At 47.4% G+C, this 426-nt stretch carries 1 protein-coding gene; it reads right to left on the bottom strand.

Annotated features, from left to right (window positions below):
- Positions 1-426 (bottom strand): Rpn family recombination-promoting nuclease/putative transposase (locus tag D7W81_RS41580; RefSeq protein WP_120560770.1); only part of this gene is annotated, 426 nt, incomplete at both ends.

Genomic DNA, 426 nt, shown 5'->3' with positions numbered 1-426 from the left:
TATTTGCTGTCCGCTCATCTGCCCCAGAATCATTAAGCGGGATAACTTATCTAACAGCGTTGTCATATCCCGTTGACGGATATGCTTCTGTACCAGCGTAAAGGCGGCCATGCTGCGGTGTTGCATGATTTCGTCATCAGGAATTAGCGTAATATCAACCAGCGGAAAAGCATGGAAATAGAGATCGCGTGCAATGTCCGGATCCGGAAAACCATCGAGCCAGTTTGTTGACCATGGATATGGGCTACGCTTTCCCTGGTAAAAAAGAATGGGGATCACCAGAGGCAGATAATCATGTCCCGCTTCAAGATGCCGCTGCATGGTGGCAATAGCATAGCGAAGCATACGGAACGCCATATTTTCATCAGGTGAACTTTGATGCTCAATCAACACATAGATATATCCGCACCCTTTCGTCGTCTCTAC

The organism is Corallococcus aberystwythensis (genome assembly GCF_003612165.1).
In the GTDB taxonomy this organism is placed as follows: domain Bacteria; phylum Myxococcota; class Myxococcia; order Myxococcales; family Myxococcaceae; genus Corallococcus; species Corallococcus aberystwythensis.
The sequence above is the reverse complement of the archived record's forward strand: the minus strand, read 5'-3'. Positions and strand labels throughout refer to the sequence as shown.